We start from the raw sequence: 20,179 nt of genomic DNA, 5'->3' as shown, positions 1-20,179 counted from the left end.
TGGTGTGTGCGATGAGTCAATGAGTCAGACGGTTTCGACAACGACGGGAATATCGGTAAGCTTCGACTTGCGCTCTTCGAGCGTCGCGGGGCGAATCTGGCCGCGCTCCTCGACGAAGGTCACGTTCGCATCGCCCTGTTCGCTGTTGACGAAGTGACGGAAGCGGCGGCGTGTATGCGGATCGGTGACGGCCTTCTTCCATTCGTCTTCGTAGGTATCGACCACGAGCTGCATCTCCGCTTCGAGCTCGGCGGCGATATCGAGCTTGTCGCCGATGACGACGTCGATCAGATAGTCGAGGCCGCCTTCGAGGTTGTCGCGCCAAACGCTCGTGCGTTGCAGGCGATCCGCCGTGCGCACGTAGAACATGAGGAAGCGGTCGATGTAACGCACGAGCGTGTCGTGATCGAGATCGGACGCGATGAGTTCGGCGTGACGCGGCTTCATGCCGCCGTTGCCGCAAACGTAGAGGTTCCAGCCGTTCTCCGTCGCGATCACGCCGACGTCCTTGCCTTGCGCTTCGGCGCATTCGCGGGTGCAGCCCGACACGCCGAACTTGATCTTGTGCGGCGTGCGCAGACCCTTGTAGCGGTTCTCCAGCTCGATCGCGAGACCCACCGAATCGCCGACGCCGTAACGGCACCACGTCGAGCCGACGCACGATTTCACGGTGCGCAGCGCCTTGCCATACGCGTGACCCGACTCGAAGCCCGCCGCGATGAGCTCTTCCCAGATGAACGGCAATTGTTCGACGCGCGCGCCGAACATGTCTACGCGCTGGCCGCCCGTGATCTTCGTATAGAGGCCGTACTTCTTCGCGACCTGACCGACGGCGATCAGACCGTCGGGCGTCACTTCGCCGCCGGCCATGCGCGGCACGACGCTATACGTGCCGTCGCGCTGAATGTTCGCGAGGTAGTAATCGTTCGAATCCTGCAGGCTCGCGTGCTCCTTCTTCAGCACGAATTCATTCCAGCACGACGCAAGAATGCTCGCGACCGCGGGCTTGCAGATATCGCAGCCGCGTCCCTTGCCGTGCTTCGCGAGCAGCGCGCCGAACGTGCGATGTCCTTCCACGCGCGCGATGTGATAAAGCTCCTGACGCGAATACGGAAAGTGCTCGCACAGATGATTGTTCACCGCGAGACCTTGCCGCTTCATCTCCGACTTCATCACTTGCGTGACGAGCGGCACGCAGCCGCCGCACGACGCGCCCGCCTTGCACGACGACTTGATCGCGCCGATGCTGGTCGCGCCCGCGCAGACGGCCGCGCAGATCTCCGCCTTGCTTACGTTGTTGCACGAGCAGATTTGCGCGCCATCGGGCAAGGCTTCGACGCCGAGCGCGGGCTTTGCCTTTCCATCGCTCGATGGCAGGATCAGGAATTCGGGCGCTTCGGGCAACTCGATCCGGTTCAACATCATTTGCAGCAGCGTGCCGTATTCGGCTGCATCGCCGACCATCACGCCGCCCAGCAGGAACTTGCCGCAGTCGGACACGACAATCTTCTTGTAGACCTGCTTGCGCTCGTCGCTGTACTGATACGTGCGAGCACCCGGCGTCTTGCCGTGCGCGTCGCCGATGCTCGCGACGTCCACGCCCATCAGCTTGAGCTTCGTGCTCATGTCCGCGCCCGCGAACGCCGCATCCTCGCCGACGATCTGTTTCGCGACGATGCGCGCCATGTCGTAACCCGGCGCGACGAGGCCGAACAACTGGCCCTTCCACAACGCGCATTCGCCGATGGCGTAGATCGCTTCATCGCTCGTGCGGCACGCGTCGTCGATCACGATGCCGCCGCGCGCGCCGATATCGAGACCCGCTGCGCGCGCGATGTCGTCGCGCGGACGAATGCCCGCGGAGAACACGATCATGTCGGTGTCGAGATGCGTTTCATCGGCGAAATTCATGCGGTTGAGCGCGCCTTCGCCATCCACGATCGCGAGCGTGTTCTTGCCGGTATGAACCGTGACGCCGAGCGCCTCGATCTTCGCGCGCAGTACGCGTGCGCCGCCATCGTCGACTTGCACGGCCATCAGACGCGGCGCGAATTCGATCACGTGCGTTTCCAGCCCCATGTCGCGCAGCGCCTTCGCCGCTTCGAGACCGAGCAACCCGCCGCCGACCACCGTGCCCGTCTTCGAGCGCGCGCCGCATGCCTGCATCGCTTCGAGATCCTCGATCGTGCGATACACGAAGCAGCCGTCGCGATCGCGGCCATCGACGGGCGGCACGAACGGGTACGAGCCCGTCGCGAGCACGAGCTTGTCGTACGCGAGCACTTCACCCGTCGAAGCCGTCACCGTGCGCGCTGCACGATCGATGGCGACCGCGCGCGCGTTGAGCTTCAACGCATAGCCCGAGCGCTCGAAAAAGCCTTCCTCGACGAGCGAAAGATCATCCGCGCTCTTGCCCGTGAAGAATTCGGTCAGATGCACGCGGTCATACGCGGCGCGCGGCTCTTCGCACAGAACCGTCACGTCGAGCGCTTCATCGCCGCTCTCGGCGAGACATTCGAGGAACTTGTGGCCGACCATGCCGTGGCCGATGACGACGATTTTCATGACGGGGCCTTCTCAGTTTGCAATGACGTTATTGGCCGCGAGCGCGCTTTCACGCAGTGCCGCTTCGCGCGCCTTGTGTTCGGGGGAAAAGCGCACGGCGAGCGCGCACAGCGCCGTGGTCGCGACGATCACGCCGAGCATCGAGAGCGTTGCCTGCGCGTTGCCGAGGCCCTTCATCAGGAAGCCCGCCGCGACCGCGCCCACATTGCCGCCCGCGCCGATCACGCCAGCCACGCCGCCGAGCGCGCGGCGATCGATGAACGGCACGAGCGCGTAGGTCGCGCCGCACGCCATGTGCGTGAAGAGGCCGAATGTGAGCATCGCGACGATGGCGAGCACGACGCTCGGCGCATGCGCAAACGCATAGAGGCCGACGCCTTCGCCCGCGATCAGCGCGAACAACAACGTCGCGCGGATATCGAGGCCTTTCTTCACGGCAGCCTTGTCCGAGAGCCAGCCGCCGAGCGCGCGGGCGAACAGCGCGAGCAGGCCGAAGCTGCCGGCGGCCAAGCCTGCTTGCGCGAGGGAGAGCCCGAAGTGATCGACGTAGTAGATCGCCGCGATGTTGTGGATGAACACTTCGACGCCGAAGCACGCGCCGTAGGTGACGAACAGCATCCACACGCGATAGTTCGAGCATGCGGTCACGAAGCTCTGCCAGCCGCCCTTCTTGCCGCCGTCGATCGCGATACCCGCGCGGCGCAGCGTCGCGAAATCGCCTTGCGGGCAGTCCTGCGTATAGCGCCAGTAGAAGAAGGCCATCACCGGCATTGCGATGCCCGGCACGATCAGCGCGACGCGCCATGCCGATGCCTCGCCCGTGCCGAGCGCGATCGCGGCCGCGACGAAGAGCGGAATGATCGCCTGCGCGGCGCCCGCGCCCGCGTTGCCCCAGCCGGCCGTCGTCGCGTTCGCGGTGCCGACGACGTTCGGCGCGAACATCACCGACGTGTGGTACTGCGTGATGACGAAGCTTGCGCCAATCGCGCCGATCGCGAGACGGCACCACAGGAAGCTGTCGTAGCCCGTCGAGAACGCCGCGCCGAGCACGGGTAGCGAACCGGCGAGCAGCAGCGCGCTATACACCTTGCGCGGGCCGAAGCGATCGCACATCGGTCCGACGACGAGGCGCACCAGAATCGTCACGGCCACGGCCGCGATGTTGATGTTCGCGACCTGATCCGCCGTGAGGCCGTATTCACGTTTGATGAGCGGCATCAGCGGCGCGCATGCGAACCACGCGAAGAAGCACACGAAGAACGCCATCCACGTGAGATGGAAGGCGCGCATCGGCGCGCTGCGCATGCTGAAGAGATCGATCCGGGTGGCTTTGTCCATCGTCTTTCCGCAAAAAAGAAAGGCGTCCCGCGCATTCGGCCGGGAAGCCGATGCGGGGGACGCCGTTGTCCGGTGCCCGCATGACTTCACTTGCCGGGCGCTGTATTCAGGACGGATCGCCGTTGATCCGATGGGCAGACATAAGGCAAGGGCTATGCCATACGCGATGCGCCGGCTCGCGAGGCTTGCTGCGTAAGGCTCGACGCGCTGCATGCACCGCTTGCGCGCACGCGCTTCGCCGCACGTTTCGATGCAGGCGGGCACAGCGATGGTGCGACGCAGCACTGATGCCGTGCGAGCGCACTCGAACGCGCTCTTTGCATGACGCGGTTTTTGTACTATCCGGTTAGTCGAAGCGTTCACCCGAACGAAGCACGCTTGCGCCGATGCAGTGCCGCGCGAGCCGGCCGCGCACAAGCACAGTGCGATCGACGCGGCCAAACCCCGGTTTCATCGAATGGCCCGCTTATTGCATTGCTGAAAGCGCTGCGAGCAACGGCGTTCGCGGCACATTCGTTCAGAGAAGCAAGGACAAGGGCGTCCCCATCGTGCAGCGACACGAGCGGACGCTATCGGCGTTTGCCGCGCCGATGCGCCTCATATACGCAAGCAAGCAGATTCAGGAAGCAACGATGAGCACCATCAAAGGCAAAGTCACTCTGTTGAGCGCAGGACCCGGCGATCTGGACTTGTTGACCTTGCGCGCCGCAAAGGCGCTCGCCGCCGCCGATATCCTGCTCGTCGACGATCTCGCGAACGCCGACATCGTCACGCTCGCGCCGCGTGCGCGCGTGATTCGCGTCGGCAAGCGCGGTGGATGCAAGTCGACGCCGCAAGCGTTCATTCAGCGCCTCATGCAGCGCTACGCGAAGATGGGGTTGCACGTGGTGCGCGTGAAAGGGGGCGATGCGTTGCTCTTCGGCCGCGCGGGCGAGGAGATCGCCGCATTGCGTGAAGCGCATATTCCGGTCGATATCGTCAACGGCGTGTCATCGGGATTCGCGGCGGCCGCGGGACTCGGCATCTCGCTCACGCATCGCGATCATTGTCAGGGCGTGACCTTCGTCACCGCGCACATGCAGGATCACAGTCAGCCGGACTGGGCCGCGCTCGCCGCGACCGGCACCACGCTCGCGATCTATATGGGCATGAGCCGCATCGCGAGTCTCACGGCAGCGTTGCTCGATGCGTTGCCCGCGAGCACGCCCGCGGCGGTCGTGCAGCACGCGGGGTCGTCGCAGGAAAAGCGGCTCGTGACGACGCTCGATCGCCTCGCCAACGATGCCATCGCCGCCGGTCTCGGCAGTCCCGCGGTAATTCTCATCGGCGGCGCGATCGGCGAAGCGGCCGGGTTCGCGGCGCATGCACACGACGCTCAAGGCCTGGCCCATGCAGCATGAAGCGGGTTCTCAAACGGCGGACGGCGCGTTAAAGTTGCCAGAGCCGCTTCCGCCGTTCTTCGCATGACGCCTCCCGCTTCCCGCATGCTCCGCGTTCTTCTCGTCACCGACACCGACAAGCCCATCGGCGATCTGCGCGAGCAACTCGCGCGCATGGGCTACGACATGCTCGCCGAAGCGGCCGCGCCCTCGGCGCTGCACAAGGCCGTCGAGAGCCAGAAGCCCGATGTCGTCATCATCGATACCGAATCGCCGTCGCGCGATACGCTCGAACAGCTCGCGGTGATGAACAAGGCCGCGCCGCGTCCCGTGCTCATGTTCAGCAACGACGCGGATCAGCAGTTCATTCGCGCGGCGGTCGGCGCGGGCGTCACCGCGTATTCCGTCGAGGGGCTTGCGCCCGAGCGTCTCGCGCCGATCATCGAAGTCGCGCTCGCGCGTTTCGCGCATGAAGAGCAGTTGCGTCAGCGTCTCACGAAAGTCGAGGACGAACTGGAGCAACGCAAGGTCATCGACCGCGCCAAACGCCTTCTGATGGACAAGCGCGGCATGTCCGAAAACGAAGCCTATGCGGCACTACGCAAGCGCGCGATGGATCAGGGCGTGAAGGTCGCGGAGATCGCGCGCCAGCTTCTCTCGATGGCCGATCTGCTGCGCTAGCCGACGCACTTCAAGAACCCGATATGAACCCGTCCGACACGAACTTTCCCGCGCCCGAACGCACGCATCTGCGACTCGGCTTCGTCGCCCTTTCCGACGCCGCGCCGCTCGCCGTCGCCGCGTTGCGCGATCTCGGCGCACGTCATGGCATCACGATCGAGCTGTGCCGTCAGCCATCGTGGGCGGCCGTGCGCGACAAGCTGCTGTCCGGCGAAATCGACGCGGCGCACGCGCTCTATGGCCTCGTGTATGGCGTGCAACTGGGCATCGGCGGGCCGCAAGCGGATATGGCCGTGCTGATGGTCCTCAACCGCAACGGTCAGGCGATCACGCTATCGCGCCCTTTGGCCGATGCGATGGAACGCGGCGCGAGCGTGAAGGAAGCGCTGCATTCGCTCGGGCGCACGCCTGTCATCGCGCAGACCTTTCCGACCGGCACGCACGCGATGTGGCTGTATTACTGGCTCGCGGCGCACGGCGTGCATCCGTTGCGCGATGTCGAAAGCATCGTGATTCCGCCGCCGCGCATGGCCGATGCGCTCGTCGAGGGCGCGCTCGACGGCTTCTGCGCGGGCGAGCCGTGGCATGCCGTGGCCGAGGCGCGCGGGGCGGGCAAAACGGTCGCGTACACGAGCGAGATCTGGCCGGATCATCCGGAGAAGGTGCTCGCGTGCCGGCGCGATTTCGCCGCGCTTTATCCGGCGACGGCGCGCGCGCTCGTGCGCACGATGCTCGATGCCTGCGCATGGCTCGACGCGAGCGCGCATCGCGCGGAGATCGCGCAGGCGCTGTCGTCGCCCGCGTTGCTCGGCGTGCCGGGCGCGCTGATCGAGCCGCGCCTCGCCGCGTCCGATGGCGGCGATGCGCGCGCGCTGCCCGTGCGCTTTTTCGATGACGGCGCGGTCAACTATCCGCGCGTATCGGACGGGCTATGGTTCATCACGCAATACCGGCGCTGGGGCATGCTCGACGCCGATATAGACGATGCGGCCGTCGCGACGAGCGTGAATCAGACTGCGCTGTACCGCGACGCAGCGCAGGCCGCGGGCATCGCGACGCCCGGCGAGCGGCGCGCGGCAACCTTCTGCGACGGCCGCGTCTGGGACGGCGGCGATGCGGCGCGGTATCTCGCGGGCTTCGAAATGCGCGCGTAGAAAAGCGCCTACCATGGAATCTCCAGCGCGCACCGGAGACTCGCCATGGAACTGCTCGCCATCGGCATCGACAAGCCCGAGGACACCAATTTCATCCTCGGCCAGTCGCATTTCATCAAGACGGTCGAGGATCTGCACGAGGCGCTCGTCGGCGCGGTGCCCGGCATCCGCTTCGGGCTCGCGTTCTGCGAGGCGTCGGGCAAGCGGCTCGTGCGCACCTCGGGCACGGACGAGCATTGCGTCGAGATGGCGGCGCGCAATGCGCAGAATATCGGCGCGGGGCATAGCTTCATCATCGTGCTCGGCGACGGCTTTTTTCCCGTGAACGTGCTCAATACCATCAAGGCCGTGCCGGAGGTGTGCCGCGTCTTCTGCGCGACCGCCAATCCGACGCAGGTGCTCGTCGCGCAGACGGATCAGGGGCGCGGAATCCTCGGCGTGGTGGACGGGCTGCCGCCGCTCGGCGTCGAAACCGCCGAGGACGTGAAGTGGCGCCACGACCTGCTGCGCAAGATCGGCTACAAGGCCTGAAACGCGAAATGGCCGCCGCGCCTTGACTTGGCAGCGCAAATCGCGAGAATGAGGCCCGCCGCCGCGCGCCCATCCGGAGCGTTTTTCCGGCCGGGGCGCGACATCATGGAAAATAACGGGATACGGTATAAAGGCCGTTAGCGTTTTTTTGATCCTTCATGCCTTTCGGCGCGCCCGAAAGCCGCATGAACGGACGAATCCCGGCATCACCCCCGCCGACACGGCATCGAACACCGGCCACCCGCGCCGCCCGAGGACAGGGTCGTCCTCGCGCGGCCTATAGGAGCATCACATGACCGATTTGAATCCAGGCTTTTTCGGCAGGATGAGCATTGCCTTCGGCGCCTTCTTCGGCATTCTGGGCAATGCATCGTTCGCGGGCCGCGTGCAGCGCCTGCGCGAAGCGCCGCATGCGCCCGAAGCCGCGCCCGTCGCGCCACAACCGCCGAAGCCTGCCGCCGCGCCCGTGCAGCCCGTGCAACCCGCGCCGTCCGCGCTGAAGGAAGCGAGCCCGGTCGCCGCGCTGCAACTGCTCGGCCTTCTGCAGCGCGATGCGCGTTTCATCGATTTCGTCGAAGAAGACATCGCCAATTACAGCGACGCCGATATCGGCGCGGCCGCCCGCCTCGTGCATGACGGCTGCCGCGCGGTGCTGCGCGAGCATTTCACGGTCAAGCCCGTGCGCTCGGAAGCCGAAGGCACGCGCGTCACGCTGCAGGAAGGCTTCGACGCCGCGGCCGTGCGCCTGACGGGCAACGTCGTCGGCAAGCCGCCTTTTTCGGGCAGCATCAGCCATCGCGGCTGGAAGGTCGAGGACACGCGCCTGCCGAAGCTCGCGCCGTCCCATGATGCGAGCATCGTCGCGCCGGCGGAGGTGGAACTGTGAGCGATATTCAATCGAACGATAATCCCGCGCGCTACTCGATCGGCGTCGATCTCGGCACGACGCATTGCGCGCTCTCCTACGTCGACATGAGCGCGAGCGACGGCGAAAAGACCGTGCAAGGCGTGCTGAGCGTCTCGCAACTGACCGCGCCCGGCGCCGCCGAAGAGCGCGATTTGCTGCCGTCGTTTCTTTATCTGCCGCACGAGAACGAGCTCGCGCCCGGCGATCTCACGCTGCCGTGGACGCAGGAGCGCACGTTCGTCGTCGGCGAGCTCGCGCGCAGCCGTGGCGCGGGCACGCCGATCCGCCTCGTCTCCAGCGCGAAAAGCTGGCTGTGTCATCCGGGCGTGGATCGGCGCGCGGCGATCCTGCCGTCCGACGCGCCCGAGGAAGTCGAGCGGGTGTCGCCGCTGGAAACCTCGGTGCGCTATCTGACGCACTTGCGCGAAGCGTGGAATCACGCCCACCCCGAAGCGCCGTTCGATCAGCAGGACGTCACCGTGACGATTCCCGCCTCCTTCGATCCCGCCGCGCGCGAACTCACCGCCGAAGCGGCCGCCGCGGCCGGCTACTCGCGCATGACCCTGCTCGAAGAGCCGCAGGCCGCGCTCTATAGCTGGATTCAGAAGTCGAGCGGCGGCTGGCGCAAGCAGGTCAAATTGGGCGATGTGATTCTCGTCGTCGATGTCGGCGGCGGCACGACCGACCTCTCGCTGATCGCGGTCGTCGAGCGCGAAGGCAATCTCGAACTGCATCGCGTCGCGGTCGGCGAGCACATCCTGCTCGGCGGCGACAACATGGACCTCGCGCTCGCGCATATCGTCGCGCGCAAACTCGCGCAAGCGGGCACGCAGCCCGATCCGTGGCAGTTGCGCGCCCTGACCTACGCATGCCGCTCCGCCAAGGAAACGCTGCTTTCCGATCCGGCCGTCGACGCCGTGCCGCTCGTCGTGCCGAGCCGCGGCTCGAAGCTGATCGGCGGATCGCTGCGCACGGAACTGACGCGCGCCGAACTCACGCAAATTCTGCTCGAAGGCTTTTTCCCGCAAGTCGATGCCGCCGCGCGACCCGTTTCGCGTGCGCGCGTCGGTCTCACGCAACTCGGTCTGCCCTACGCGCAGGACGCCGCTGTCACACGCCATCTCGCCGCGTTCCTCGGCCGTCAGGTCAACGCGCTCGCGCAAGTCGAAGGTCTGCAACATCAAACGCCGCAAGGTGCGACGCTGCTGCATCCGACCGTCGTGCTCTTCAACGGCGGCGCGTTCAAGTCGCCGCTGCTCGTCGAGCGCGTGATGACGACGCTCAATGGCTGGCTCGCGTCCGAGAACGCGCCCGCCGCGCGTCTGCTCGAAGGCGCGGATCTCGATCTCGCGGTGGCGCGCGGCGCGGCCTATTACGGCTACGTGCGGCGCGGCAAGGGCGTGCGCATCCGTGGCGGCACGGCGCGCGCGTACTACGTCGCGGTCGAATCGGCGATGCCGGCCGTCCCCGGACTGGAGCCGCCCGTGCAGGCGCTGTGCGTCGCGCCGTTCGGCATGGAGGAAGGCACCGACGCCGAACTGCCCGCGCAGGAATTCGGGCTCGTCGTCGGGGAGCCGGTGCATTTCCGCTTCTTCGGTTCGTCGGTGCGCCGGCAGGATCAGGTCGGCACGCTGCTCGAATACTGGCAGCCGGACGAGTTGCAGGAACTCGAAGAGATCGAAGCGTCGCTGCCGTCCGAGGGCCGCACGCCGGGCGAAGTCGTGCCCGTCAAGCTGCACGCGCGCGTGACCGAAGCGGGCACGCTCGAACTCGAAGCGATCCCGCGCGGCTCGTCCGAACGCTGGAAGGTCGAGTTCGACGTGCGCGGCAGCGTGAGCGCGGATCAGGGCATGGGCCTGTAAGTGTCCGCGCGTAAGAAAAAGGGCGCGCGGTATAGCGTCGGCATCGATCTGGGGACGAGCAATACGGTCGTCGCATACGCGGAGATCGGGTCGAACGATATCCGCGTGTTCGAGATCGAGCAGCTCGTTGGCGCGGGCGAAGTCGCGGCGCTCGCGCTTCTGCCCTCGCTGCGCTATCACTACGCGCCGGGCGAACTCAACCCCGCCGATCTGCAACTGCCGTGGGGCGTGATGGAAGCGCCCGCCGTCATCGGCAGATTCGCGCGCTCGCTCGGCGCACAGGTGCCCGGACGGCTCGTGTCGAGCGCGAAGAGCTGGCTGTCGCACGCGGCGGTCGATCGTCTCGCGCCGATACTGCCGTGGGGCGCGGACGAAGACGTCGAAAAAATCTCGCCCGTGATCGCGAGCGCGAGCTATCTGGCGCACGTGCACGCGGCGTGGAACGAGCGCTTTCCGGACGCGCCGCTCGACACGCAGGACGTCGTGCTCACCGTGCCCGCCTCGTTCGATGAAGGCGCGCGCGCCCTCACGCTCGAAGCCGCGCGCATGGCGGGACTCGAAAAGCTGCGGCTGCTGGAGGAACCGCAGGCGGCGTTCTACGACTGGCTGTTTCATCATCGCGAGACGCTCGCTGGCGAACTCGCATCGACGCGACTCGTGATGATCGTCGACGTCGGCGGCGGCACGACCGACCTCACGCTCATCCAGGTCGCGATGGAAAACGGCGAGCCGGTGCTCACGCGCATCGGCGTGGGCAACCATCTGATGCTCGGCGGCGACAACATGGATCTCGCGCTCGCGCATCTCGTCGAGAAGCGTCTCGCGGGCAACGATGCTCGGCTTTCCGCCGGGCGTCTGTCGCAACTCGTCGAGCGCTGCCGCGCGGCGAAGGAGCAATTGCTCGGCGGCAATGCGCCCGATTCCACGTCCATCACTTTGCTCGGCGCGGGCTCGAAGCTCATCGGCGGCGCGCGTTCGGCCGAGCTCACGCGCGACGAGATCGAGCGAATCATCGTCGAAGGCTTCTTTCCGATGGTGTCCGCGAGCGATCGGCCCGGCCGTTCGCGCGGCGGCATCGTCGAGTTCGGGCTGCCGTACGCGAGCGATCCGGCCATCACGCGGCATATCGCGGCGTTTCTCGGCCAGCACGCGGGCGAGGCGCGCAAGGCGCTCGGCCTGCTCGACGCGAGCGCCGAAACGCTCGCCATTCCGGACACCTTGCTGTTGAACGGCGGCGTGTTTCGCGCCGATACGCTCGCGCGCCGCATCGCCGATACGCTTTCCGGCTGGCGCGGCGAGGCCGTCAACGTGCTGGCGAACGGCAATCCGGATGTCGCCGTCGCGCGCGGCGCGGTCGCCTATGCGCTCGCGCGCGCGGGCCACGCGCCGAAGATCGGCGGCGGCTCGGCGCGCAGCTTCTTCCTGCTCCTCGAAGACGACACTAACGCGATGCGCGGCGTCTGCGTCCTGCCGCGCGGCACGGAAGAAGGCCAGGCGATCCATCTCGCCGATCGCACCTTCGCGCTCACGCTCGGCGCGCCGGTACGCTTTCACCTGGCGTCGTCGGTGTCGGAGAAGGCCTACGAGGCGGGCGCGCTCGCGGACCTCGCGGCCGCATCGGGCGATTTCATCCGGCTGCCGCCGATCGCGACCGTCGTCGATCCGCGCGCGGCGGACCATGGCCGGGCGCGCGAAACGCCGGTTCAACTGACGACCTCGCTCACCGAAGTCGGCACGCTGGAGATGCACTGCATCGCCGTCGACGATCCCGCCAAACGCTGGCTGCTCGAATTTCAACTGCGCCGCGAAGCAGCCCAGACCGACGAGACCGCGAGCGAGTCTCATCCGGCGCTGCCGAAAGCCATCGAACTCATCGATCGCACTTTCGGCGCGCGTTCGCAGGACGTCGGTCCGAAAGAAGTCAAACGCCTGCGCGCGCAACTCGAACAGACGCTCGGCCCGCGCGACACCTGGGACATCGCGCTCTTGCGCGAGCTTTTCGGCGCGCTGTTCGAGCGCGCGAAAAAGCGCCGCCGCACCGCCGATCACGAGCGCCTGTGGCTCAATCTCGCGGGCTATTGCATGCGTCCGGGCTTCGGGCATCCGCTCGACGAATGGCGCGTCGAGCAACTCTGGACGCTCTTCGATCAGGGCATTCAATACAGTAATGAAAGCCAGATCTGGTCCGAATGGTGGACGCTCTGGCGTCGCGCGGCCGGCGGCTTGCCCGAAGCCGCGCAACTCAGGCTGCTCGACGACATGGCCTTCGTGCTCCAGCCGCCCGGCACGAGCCGCTATCGCCGTGCGGCGGGCGCGGCGCGCGCGGGTTACGAGGACATGGTGCGGCTCGCGGCGTCGCTCGAACGCGTGCCGGTCGAGCGCAAGATCGAAGTCGGCGAGTGGCTGCTCACGCGTCTCAAGAAGCCTTCGGAGAACGTGCAGAGCTGGTGGGCGCTGGGCCGCATCGGCGCGCGCGCGCCCTTTTACGGCAGCGCGCACGGCGTCGTGCCGCCGGATGTCGCCGTCGTCTGGCTCGATGCGATCCTCGCGCTCGACTGGAAGAAGGTCGATCCCGCCGCGTTCGCCGCCGTGCAGATCGCGCGCATGACCGGCGACCGCTCACGCGATCTGCCCGACGATGCGCGCGCCGCCGTCGTTCAACGCCTCGAAACGATGGGCATGGCGCAGGCGTGGATCGCGATGGTCCGCGAGACCGTCGAACTCGATCGCGCCGACGAAGGCCGCGTGTTCGGCGAAACGCTGCCGGCGGGGCTGAAGCTCATCCGTTGAGCGCGCATCGGCGGAAATGCTTCGCTCTCAGAAGCTTTTCTCGCCGCTGCGTTGCGCACGCGCCGCACGCGTCTTGAATACCGGCTGAGCGCATCCTATGGTTATCAGTGTGTCGATATGGACACACACTGAAGGAGGTCAGCATGCCATCCCCACGCAAGGCTCAAGCGAGCCAACCCGCCGAAACGGAAATGTCGAGCCGCAAGAAAACGGCCGGCAGCAAGGCATCGCCCGCGAAGGCTACGGGCGCGAAGGAAATGCAGGTCACGAAGCGCACCACCAAGGCCAAACCGAAAAGCTGAGCGGTTCTCGTGCAAGACCGCCCTCGTCATCGTGCGGAGGGCATTCGATGTGGCTGTCCTTCGAATCGGCGGGCGAACAATCAGACGCCCGTCGATCGACGTCCTCCATCCTTCCTTTTTCGTCTCGCCGCATGCCGTCGGCAAACGCCCCCAAAAAAGCGCAATAATTTCCGGCTATAACGGCCGATTGCTAAAAAAAGGCGTATTTGTATGACCGCGTTGGCCTAAAGTAGATATCCCGATTCCGTAAGCGAGCATGAAGATGGCCGTTCCGCAGCGCGCCGCCCGGGTGCGCAATCCAGGAATTCTTCTTTCGGCCGCCCGCGAGGCCGGCGCGAGCCTGGTGCGCAATCTCTCGATTCCGGCGCCGTTTTCCGATCCCGTGCTGGAGGCGCAGTTTCTCGAAGACCACAGCCAGCGCTTCTGCGCGTTCCGGCGCGCGTCGACGCTGCTCGCGCTCGCCATCTGGACGTGCTTTCTCTGGTGGGACTTCAGCTTCGCGCGCGGCAATCGGGCGCTCGACGCGCGCCTCGCCGACATCCTCGCGTTGCGCTTCGCGGGCATCGCGCTCCTGTTTTTCGTCGGCGTGCTGGTGTTGCGGCCGTCGTTCCGCTCGCACGCAAGCGCGCAACGCATCATTCTCACGGGCATTTACGGGCTCTTGTGCCTGATCCTCGCGATGGTGGCGATCACGCCCGCGCCCTATAACTACACGCAGCATTTCATCGGGCTGTGTCTCGCGCTGTTCTTCCAGTTCAGTTTCTTCTATCTGCGCTCGCGCGTCGCGCTGACCGCCGGCGTCATCACGCTCGCGTCGATCGTGGTCCTGCAGATCACCATTCATCTGCTCAACCCCGAAGATTTCTTCGCCGGGGTGTTCTATATGTTCAACGTCGTGGTCGTGGGGCACGGCGTCTGCACGCACGCCGAACGCGTCTCGCGCGAACGCTATAGCTCGGAGCGCGCGCTCGCGGCGCTCAACGACGAGTTGCGCACCGCGAATGTCTCGCTCGGGCGCAAGAATCGCGAACTCGAAGTTTCGAAGAAGGATCAGGAGAACAAGACCAACGCGCTGCTCGCGCTGCGCGAGCAGCAAATGATCGCCGCGCAAACCGCGAGCCGCGACAAATCCAACTTCCTCGCCGCCGCGACGCACGACCTGCGCCAGCCAATGCACGCGCTCAATCTGTTCCTGCAGGCGGCCGCCGAAGCCATCCGCAACGGCGATTTCGCTCAGGCCGAACGGCTCATCGACGAGTGCGGGCGCTCTTCCGTGATTCTCGCGCGGCTGCTGAACGCGGTGCTCGATCTCTCGCGGCTGGAATCGGGGCGCGTCGTGCCGCGCTATCACGTGTTCGACGTGCGCCAGATCGTCGAGGAAGCCGCCGAGCAGTTGCGTCCGTTCGCGGCGAGCCGCGGCGTCGAATTGCGGCTGCGGCTGCCGAAGGAAGACGTCGTCTGCGTGCGCAGCGATTCGCACTGGCTCGGCCGCGCCGTCGCCAATCTCGTGTCGAACGGCATCAAGTACGCGGACCGGGACAAGACGTCGAAGCCGACCGTGATCGTCGGCGTGGTGCGCTCCACGACACGCGCGCGTATCGACGTGCTGGATAACGGCATCGGCATTCCGGCCGATTATTTCGATGCCATCTTCCAGCCGTTCTTCCAGGTCGACAATCCAGAGCAGGATCGCGACAAGGGGCTCGGGCTCGGGCTGTCGATCGTCAATGCGGTGATGTCGATGCTCGACCAGCACCGCATCGAACTGAAGTCCACGGCGGGGCGCGGCTCGCGCTTCTCGCTCGAAATGCCGCTGTGCGGTCCGTCGCCCGACAAGCCGTCGGCGCGCGCCCCGGCGCGTTCCGAGGCGGCCGAGATGGCGCAACTCAAGGGGCGTTACGTGCTGCTCGTGGAGGACGACGGTCTCGTGCGCGCGTCCACCGAAGCGCTGCTCTCGCAATGGGGCGTGCTCTACGACTCCGCGGCGAGCTTCGAGGCGTTCGAGACGATCCTCGGGGACATCGAGCGCTTCCCGGATCTCATCATCACCGACTTCCGGCTGCGCGATTCGAAGACCGCGCGCGAAGTGGCGATGCTCGGCGCCGCCCGGCTCGGCCGGCCCTGCCCGTGTCTCGTCGTGACGGGCGAACCGGCGGCGAGCATCGTGCCGCTCGCGTGCGAGCAGGATGTGCTCTCCAAGCCGGTCAGTCCGGCGGAATTGCGGCGCGGCATGCTCGCGCTGATCGCGGGCGAATCGACTGTGAGCGCATGAGCAAACACAAGATCATCTACGACACCGATCCGGGCATCGACGACGCCATTGCGTTCGTGTTTCAGGCGCGGCATCCGGATATCGAACTGGTCGGCATCACGAGCGTGTTCGGCAATTCGGACATCGGCACGACCACGACCAACGCGCTCTACCTCGCATCGCGTTTCGCGCCGCACGTGCCGGTCGTGCGCGGCGCGGCGGCCCCGTTGCGGCGGCCCGCGCCTGCGCCGATCGCGCATATCCACGGCAATGACGCGCTCGGCGATATCGAGCGGATCGGACGCGTGGAAAGGCACGTGGACGGGCGCGACGCGCATCGGTTCATCATCGACACGGTGCGCGCGCATCCGGGCGAGATCACGCTGCTCGCGGTCGGCCCGATGACCAATCTCGCGCTCGCGCTGAAGGATGACCCGCACATCGCCGGGCTCGTGCGCGAAGTCGTCGTGATGGGTGGCGCGTTCGGCTTCAACGGCGCGCTCGGCAACGTGACGCCCGCCGCCGAAGCGAACATGCACGCCGATCCGGACGCGGCCGATATCGTCTTCGGCGCGCCGTGGAAAGTGTCGATCGTCGGACTGGACGTCACGCACGAAACCGTGATGACGACAGCGTTTCTCGCGTCGTTGCGCGACCGCGCGGGCGACGCGGGCCGTTTCGTGTGGGACGTGTCGCGTTTCTACGAGCGCTTTCATGCGGACGACGGCATGTCGCGCGGCATCTACGCGCACGATTATTCGGCGGCGGCGTTCGTCGTCGCGCGCGCGTTCTACACGACGCGCAGCGGGCCGGTGCGCGTGCTGACCGAGGGCATCGCCGCAGGTCTCACGATACAAAAACCGTCGTCGATGCTCGCGAGCGCGCCCGACTGGGACACGCGCCCGTCCTGCGATGTCTGCATCGGCGTGGATGTGCGCGCCGTGCTCGACCTCTTCGCGGAAACCTTAATAGGACCGTAGCCGCGCGCCGAGCCACTCGCGCAGCGCCTCGACCTCCTCCATGCAGACCGAATGCGGCATCGGAAAGGCGTGCCATTCGACGTTGCAGCCCTGCGCGCGAGCGAATTCGCAGGCCTGCTCGCCGAGGCTCACGTTGAGCACGTCGTCGAAGCTGCCATGCGCGGCGAAGATGGAAATCGAGCGGTTTGCCTCGGAGAACGATTCATCGACGAGCCCTTCGGATGGAATGTAGCCCGACAGCACGATCAGCCCGGCGAGCTTTTCGGGATGCGTGAGGCCCGCCTGATAGGTCATCGCGCCGCCTTGCGAAAATCCCGCGATGAAAATGCGCTCGCTCGGTATGCCGCGCGCGTTCTGCTGCGCGATGAGCGCGCGCACGCGTTCGACCGACTGCGCGATGCCCGCCTCGTCCACGCGCCGGTTGATGCCCTCGAACGAGAGGATGTCGTACCACGCGCGCATCACGTAGCCGTTGTTGGCGGTCACGGCGATCTCCGGCGCGTTCGGAAACACGAAGCGGATGGCGGGCGCATCGGCGAGACGCAATTCGGGCACGAGCGGCGCGAAGTCGTTGGCGTCGGCGCCGAGGCCGTGCATCAGGATCACGGCGAATTCGGGATTCGGCGCGGTTTCGATCTCGATGGTCGAAGCTTGATCGTTCATTGCCCTTCACTCCTCGTCAGATGATGGGAACGAGAATCTGCACGATGCCGACGACCGACACCAGCCACACGATGGAGCGCACGAACGGCACGCCCGCGACGTAGAGCGGCACGTAGACCAGCCGCGCGACGAAATAGGCCAGCGCGCCGTAGTGCGTAAGCGTGTTCTCGCGCCCCGCGACGTGCACGATCAGCACCGCGATGGCGAAAATCGGCAACGTCTCGAACAGATTCGACTGTGCCCGCATCAGCCGTCCGCAAAGCTTGCTGGGCGGCGGCGTGGCGGCATCGCGCGGGCCGGCCTGGTATTTGATGCCGACTTCGCGGTTGCGTACCACAGCAGGGAGCAACACTTGCACCAGCGCGAGCACGAGCGTCCAGGCGAGCATCGTCAGTTCGAAACTCATGGTGCCTCCACGGTAAGAAATAGCCACGAAGGACCGCGCCCATGATGCCACCGCGACCGGCGAGCGTGTAGTCTTGAGAGCGATCCGCTACGAGTCTTTCATTCATGCATGCGATGACCCTTCGTCTGTCACCCGGCGACGACCTGCGCGCCGCGCTCGATCAGGCTTTGCGCGCGCACGGACTTTCGGCCGCTTACGTGCTCCAGGGCATCGGCAGCCTGAGCGTCGCGCGGCTGCGCTATGCGGGCCGCGACGAAGCCGCCGAATTGCGCGGCGATCTCGAAATTCTCACGCTCGCCGGCACGCTGTCCGAGCAAGGCCCGCACCTGCACATGAGCGTGTCCGACGCCGATGGCCGCGTGTTCGGCGGCCACGTGAGCCCCGGTTGCATCGTGCGCACGACGGCGGAGATCGTCGTCGCGAATCTGCCCGGCGAACGTTACACGCGCGAGCACGACGCCGCGACGGGCTTCGCCGAACTCGTCATCCGGCCAGCGTGACGGCGACCGCGGACTGCGCGTCGCCGAGCGCGAGATCGTGGCGCGCGACCATCTCGAAGGCCTCGCTCGTCTCCGAGTAATCCCAGCGCTCGACCGTCGTGTGGCGCGCGCCGCCATCGCCGCCGGTTGCGTCGTGGCGGATCACGTTCACCGAATTGTCGATCGTGCCGCGCGTGCGCCACGACAGCGCCGTGCCCGCCTGCACCGCCCACATGCGGCGCGTGAGTCCGGCGAAAGTGTCGTGCAACGGCAAAACGTAAGGCAGATGAATATGTCCGCCGAGAATCAGATCCGCGCCCGCGCGCGCCCAGCGCTGCACCGCGCGCTCGCGTCCGTGGAGGAGATTGCGTTCGTCCTGCGTGCGCGTGACGGCCACCGGCTGATGCGTGACCACGACGCGCAATTGTGTCGCGCTCGCCGCCTCCAGTCGCGCGGCGACGCGCCTCACTTGCTGCATCGACACTTCGCCGTCCTTGTGACGATACGGGCGCGTCGTGTTCACGCCGAGCACGAGCAATTCCGGCGATTCGAACGCCGGTTCGAGATCGGCGCCGAACGCGCGCTGATGATTCGCGTACGGATAACACAGCCGCGCAAACACATTGAAAAGCGGAATGTCGTGATTACCGGGGACGACGAGCGTCGGCGTTGCGCCGAGTGCATCGACGAACGCGCGCGCCGAAGCGAACTGCCGTTTGCGGGCGCGCTGCGTGACATCGCCGGAGAGCACGACCAGATCGGGCGACAGCGCATCGGCGAGACGCAGCAGCGCCGCGACCACCGGCGCTCGCTCGGTGCCGAAATGCGTATCGGAAATCTGCAACAGCAAGGTCATGAGCGATTGGCTTCGGCCACCGTCGGCTCGGGCTTGAGCAGGTAGAGCGGCTTTTCGGAAACGCGGAATTCTAGCGGCATCCGCAGCTTCGCGATCTCGCCATCCGTCGCGATCTTGACGAATCTGCGCTTCTTCGACGGATGCGTCACCGTGATGCGCCCGAACGTGAAGCTCACGACGTGATCCGAATCCGAAAGACGCCCCGCCGCGCCGTGCAGCGACAGCCACAAGTGCATGAGCCGTCCCACCGGCCGCGGCGCAATCGCGACGAGCAAGCCCTGTTCCAGCGCGCGCGCTTCGTTCGGCATGCCGATCTGCTCCATCTGCAGCCGGTTGTTGCCGACGAAGAGCGTCGACGAGCGGATCTCGGTCATGCTGCCTTCATGGTCGATGTGCAGTCGCAGATGGCGATGGGGTTTGAGCAGCGTGAGAAGCGCCGACCAGAGCGCCACCAGCCGGCTGCGGCCGAATTGCCGCTTGTAGATTTCGCGATCTTCGAGCAGCCGCGGATAGAGACCGAGGCTCGCGTTGACGAGGAACATGCGAGCGTTGACGAAGCCGACCTGCACCGGATACGCGCGCGCATCGAGCAGAAGTTTCGTCGATTCTTCGAGGTCGGCGGCAATGCCGTGGTCGCGGCTGAAGTAATTGAACGTGCCGCGCGGCAGCACCGCGAACGGGCAGCCGGCGTCGTGCGCGGCGTGCGCGACGGTGCAAAGCGTGCCGTCGCCGCCCGCGCCGACGAGCACGCCCCGCTCTTCGCACGCCGCCGCCGCGGTTTCGCGCGCGACGTCCGCAAGACGGCGCGGATCGTCCACGACGCGCAATTCGAAGCGCCGGCCCGCCGCGCCGAGTTCGCGTTCGAGCACGCTGCGTGTCGCGTCGGACTGACGCCGCCCCGAGCCCGCGTTCATCACGATGAAGAACGGCGCGTCGGCGGCGAGCGTCCTGGCTGTTTCGGCGGATGCGGCTGTTGGCGTCATCGGCGGCGCTCCTCGATGCTCCGCGCGCGGAACGCGCACGACGAGCCTCGCT

The 20,179-nt window shown here is 66.3% G+C and carries 17 protein-coding genes; 11 read left to right on the top strand and 6 right to left on the bottom strand.

Annotation, left to right across the window (positions count from 1 at the left end; all coding sequences use genetic code 11):
- Positions 1-24: 24 nt before the first annotated feature.
- Together nirB and AWB82_RS01505 are read right to left on the bottom strand one after the other, a co-directional pair.
- Positions 25-2,565, bottom strand: a complete 2,541-nt coding sequence (gene nirB / locus AWB82_RS01510) for a nitrite reductase large subunit NirB (protein WP_086965081.1) — start codon at positions 2,563-2,565, stop codon at positions 25-27.
- A 12-nt stretch (positions 2,566-2,577) separates the two neighbouring features.
- Positions 2,578-3,903 (bottom strand): MFS transporter, encoded by a 1,326-nt coding sequence (locus AWB82_RS01505; RefSeq protein ID WP_086965079.1) that lies wholly within the window; start codon positions 3,901-3,903, stop codon positions 2,578-2,580.
- Positions 3,904-4,535: 632 nt separating this feature from the next.
- On the opposite strand from AWB82_RS01505, the gene cobA reads away from it, so the two are divergent.
- From cobA to AWB82_RS01460, 10 genes are all read left to right on the top strand, one after another.
- Positions 4,536-5,303 carry a uroporphyrinogen-III C-methyltransferase gene (cobA, locus tag AWB82_RS01500; protein WP_086965205.1) on the top strand — a complete coding sequence of 256 codons (768 nt, stop codon included), beginning with the start codon at positions 4,536-4,538 and terminating at the stop codon, positions 5,301-5,303.
- Positions 5,304-5,387: 84 nt separating this feature from the next.
- Positions 5,388-5,963 carry an ANTAR domain-containing response regulator gene (locus AWB82_RS01495; protein ID WP_086965077.1) on the top strand — a complete coding sequence of 192 codons (576 nt, stop codon included), beginning with the start codon at positions 5,388-5,390 and terminating at the stop codon, positions 5,961-5,963.
- 23 nt (positions 5,964-5,986) lie between these two features.
- Positions 5,987-7,117 (top strand): CmpA/NrtA family ABC transporter substrate-binding protein, encoded by a 1,131-nt coding sequence (locus tag AWB82_RS01490; protein ID WP_086965075.1) that lies wholly within the window; start codon positions 5,987-5,989, stop codon positions 7,115-7,117.
- A gap of 45 nt (positions 7,118-7,162) precedes the next feature.
- Entirely contained in the window at positions 7,163-7,648 is a 486-nt protein-coding gene (locus tag AWB82_RS01485; protein ID WP_086965073.1) for an adenosine-specific kinase, read from the top strand.
- Positions 7,649-7,940: 292 nt separating this feature from the next.
- On the top strand, positions 7,941-8,534 hold the full coding sequence (locus AWB82_RS01480) for a DUF2760 domain-containing protein (protein WP_086965071.1): 594 nt from the start codon (positions 7,941-7,943) through the stop codon (positions 8,532-8,534).
- On the top strand, positions 8,531-10,417 hold the full coding sequence (locus AWB82_RS01475; protein ID WP_200818014.1) for an Hsp70 family protein: 1,887 nt from the start codon (positions 8,531-8,533) through the stop codon (positions 10,415-10,417). Before AWB82_RS01480 ends, AWB82_RS01475 begins: the two co-directional genes overlap by 4 nt.
- Positions 10,418-13,207 (top strand): Hsp70 family protein, encoded by a 2,790-nt coding sequence (locus tag AWB82_RS01470; RefSeq protein ID WP_086965070.1) that lies wholly within the window; start codon positions 10,418-10,420, stop codon positions 13,205-13,207.
- Between the two features lie 143 nt (positions 13,208-13,350).
- Positions 13,351-13,509 (top strand): hypothetical protein, encoded by a 159-nt coding sequence (locus AWB82_RS37540; protein ID WP_159462547.1) that lies wholly within the window; start codon positions 13,351-13,353, stop codon positions 13,507-13,509.
- 262 nt (positions 13,510-13,771) lie between these two features.
- Entirely contained in the window at positions 13,772-15,781 is a 2,010-nt protein-coding gene (locus tag AWB82_RS01465; protein WP_086965201.1) for a hybrid sensor histidine kinase/response regulator, read from the top strand.
- Entirely contained in the window at positions 15,778-16,740 is a 963-nt protein-coding gene (locus AWB82_RS01460; protein ID WP_086965068.1) for a nucleoside hydrolase, read from the top strand. Before AWB82_RS01465 ends, AWB82_RS01460 begins: the two co-directional genes overlap by 4 nt.
- On the opposite strand, the gene AWB82_RS01455 is transcribed toward AWB82_RS01460, so the two are convergent.
- Together AWB82_RS01455 and AWB82_RS01450 are read right to left on the bottom strand one after the other, a co-directional pair.
- Complete coding sequence (locus AWB82_RS01455; RefSeq protein WP_086965066.1) at positions 16,726-17,403, bottom strand: alpha/beta hydrolase; 678 nt, start codon at positions 17,401-17,403, stop codon at positions 16,726-16,728. The two genes, AWB82_RS01460 and AWB82_RS01455, sit on opposite strands and share 15 nt — an antisense overlap.
- A gap of 16 nt (positions 17,404-17,419) precedes the next feature.
- Positions 17,420-17,809, bottom strand: a complete 390-nt coding sequence (locus tag AWB82_RS01450) for an MAPEG family protein (protein ID WP_086965064.1) — start codon at positions 17,807-17,809, stop codon at positions 17,420-17,422.
- Positions 17,810-17,913: 104 nt separating this feature from the next.
- Here AWB82_RS01450 and AWB82_RS01445 point away from each other — a divergent pair, with 104 nt between their 5' ends.
- A complete protein-coding gene (locus AWB82_RS01445; RefSeq protein ID WP_086965061.1) occupies positions 17,914-18,309 on the top strand; it encodes a PPC domain-containing DNA-binding protein in 396 nt (131 codons plus the stop codon).
- Here the strand turns inward: AWB82_RS01445 and AWB82_RS01440 are convergent.
- Both AWB82_RS01440 and AWB82_RS01435 read right to left on the bottom strand, forming a co-directional pair.
- Positions 18,293-19,144, bottom strand: a complete 852-nt coding sequence (locus tag AWB82_RS01440; protein ID WP_086965059.1) for a metallophosphoesterase family protein — start codon at positions 19,142-19,144, stop codon at positions 18,293-18,295. The two genes, AWB82_RS01445 and AWB82_RS01440, sit on opposite strands and share 17 nt — an antisense overlap.
- Entirely contained in the window at positions 19,141-20,127 is a 987-nt protein-coding gene (locus tag AWB82_RS01435) for a diacylglycerol/lipid kinase family protein (RefSeq protein WP_086965057.1), read from the bottom strand. The genes AWB82_RS01440 and AWB82_RS01435 overlap by 4 nt, the downstream gene beginning before the upstream one ends.
- Positions 20,128-20,179: the final 52 nt, after the last annotated feature.

The organism is Caballeronia glebae (assembly GCF_001545035.1).
GTDB classification, from domain to species: domain Bacteria; phylum Pseudomonadota; class Gammaproteobacteria; order Burkholderiales; family Burkholderiaceae; genus Caballeronia; species Caballeronia glebae.
The sequence above is the reverse complement of the archived record's forward strand: the minus strand, read 5'-3'. Positions and strand labels throughout refer to the sequence as shown.